The 1781-nt window shown below is 73.3% G+C and carries 3 protein-coding genes; 1 reads left to right on the top strand and 2 read right to left on the bottom strand.

Translation table 11 applies throughout. The annotated features are described in order from the left end of the window. Positions 1-37: 37 nt before the first annotated feature. Positions 38-433, bottom strand: a complete 396-nt coding sequence (sodN, locus tag ACFU6K_RS38320; protein ID WP_380671186.1) for a superoxide dismutase, Ni — start codon at positions 431-433, stop codon at positions 38-40. Positions 434-673: 240 nt separating this feature from the next. Between sodN and sodX the strand changes: the two genes are divergently transcribed. Continuing rightward, complete coding sequence (sodX, locus tag ACFU6K_RS38315) at positions 674-1072, top strand: nickel-type superoxide dismutase maturation protease (protein ID WP_380671188.1); 399 nt, start codon at positions 674-676, stop codon at positions 1070-1072. Positions 1073-1079: 7 nt separating this feature from the next. Here sodX and ACFU6K_RS38310 read toward each other — a convergent pair whose 3' ends face one another. Continuing rightward, entirely contained in the window at positions 1080-1661 is a 582-nt protein-coding gene (locus tag ACFU6K_RS38310; RefSeq protein ID WP_380671184.1) for a CGNR zinc finger domain-containing protein, read from the bottom strand. Between the last annotated feature and the right edge of the window lie 120 nt (positions 1662-1781).

Genomic DNA, 1781 nt, shown 5'->3' with positions numbered 1-1781 from the left:
GTGCGGACGGGGGCGGTCGGGTGGCGACGCGTCAGGCTCAGGCCTGCTTGGTCTCCCAGAAGATCTTGTCGACCTGGGCGATCAGGTCGAGCAGGGCCTGGCCGGTGGCCGGGTCCGTGGACGCCTTGGCGGCCGAGGCGGCCTTCAGGGTGTCGTTGATCAGCTGGTGCAGCTGCGGGTACTTCTCGAAGTGCGGGGCCTTGAAGTAGTCGCTCCACAGCACCGAGATGTGGTGCTTGACGGCCTCGGCGCGCTGCTCCTTGATGATGATGGCGCGGGCGCGGAAGTGCGGGTCCTCGTTGGCCTGGTACTTCTCCTGGGTGGCCTTGACCGACTCGGCCTCCAGCTTGGCCTGCGCGGGGTCGTAGACGCCGCAGGGCAGGTCGCAGTGGGCGTGGGCGGTGGCGCGCGGTGCAAACAGACGAGAGAACATGGGAGTCCTTCCTTAGATCGTCTTCCCGCGCCCGAGATTACCCTTCCGCCCTCCCGGTTTCGCGATCGGGCGGTGGGCCTAGGGCCAAAGACGGACCGGGAACCGGCGCAATCCGGACATCGGACGGATGACGGTCCGTACGGCAGACTGGGGGCGCGGGCGGGTGCGGGAGGAGGAGTCGTGGCGCGGAGCACGCGAGCGGAGGGCGCCGGGACGGGGGAGCGCGGCCCGGGCGGCGCGCTGCCGTTCGGGCTGGTCGACGTGGCGGGGCCGTCGATGGTCCCGACCCTGCGCGAGGGCGACCAGCTGCTGGTCCGCTACGGCGCGCCGATCCGGCCCGGTGCGGTGGTGCTCTTCCGGCACCCCTTCCAGCAGGACCTGCTGGTGGTGAAGCGGGCCGCCGAGCGCCGGGCCGGGGGCTGGTGGCTGCTCTCCGACAACCGCCCGGTGGACAGCGACAGCCGCAGCTACGGCGCCGTCCCGGACGAGCTGGTGCTCGGCCGGGCGCTGCTGCGGCTGCGCCCGAGCCCGGTCTGGCTGGCGCCGGGGCGCCGGCTGGAGCGGCTGCTGCTCACCCCGCGGCTGGCCCGGGTGCCGGGCCTGGCCCGCCGGCTCGGCGCCTGGGTCGAGGAGGTCTAGCGGGGTGCTAGGCCCGGGCCGCCGCCTCCGCCTCCTGGCGCTTGCGGGCCCGGTAGGCGGCCACGTTGGCGCGGGTCGCGCAGCGGTCCGAGCAGTAGCGGCGGGAGCGGTTGGTCGAGGTGTCCAGGTAGGCGTTGCGGCAGGGCGCGGCCTGGCAGATGCCGAGCCGGTCGGCGCCCAGTTCGGTCAGGTGGACGGCCAGGCCCATGCAGGCGACCGCGCTGAAGTGGGCGGTGGCGGTGGGGGAGTTGTCGGCCAGGTGCAGGTGCCAGCGCGGCCGCCCGGCGTCGTCCAGGTAGTCGTGCCCGGAGATCAGCGGGCTGACCGGGTACTCCATCAGCAGGCTGTTCAGTAGGTCGACGCCGCGGATCTCGTCCCCGCCGGCGGCGGCCTCGAAGACCCCGCGCAGCCGGGTCCGCACCGCCCGCAGCCGGGGCACGTCGGACTCGTCGGCGAGCGAGCGGGCCCGCGAGGAGTCGGAGAAGAGACCGCGCACCGCCTCCACGGAGGTCAGCGAGTCGGTGCCGCGCTCGGGCTCCTCGGTGTTCACCAGCCGAACGGCGAGATCGGCGTAGGCGGCGAGCTCCACAGGGGTCCTTCCAGGGGGGTCGGTAACGGGCTGAATGCCTCCAGCCTATTACCTGGACGGGGGCTCCAGCCTATTCGCCCGTTCCGGGAAGTGACGGCGCCCGGCAGGAGTGACCTGCCG

The organism is Kitasatospora sp. NPDC057512, from assembly GCF_042802135.1.
Classification (GTDB): Bacteria; Actinomycetota; Actinomycetes; order Streptomycetales; family Streptomycetaceae; genus Kitasatospora.
Note: the sequence above shows the minus strand (reverse complement) of the source record. Positions and strands in the feature narration are given on the sequence as shown.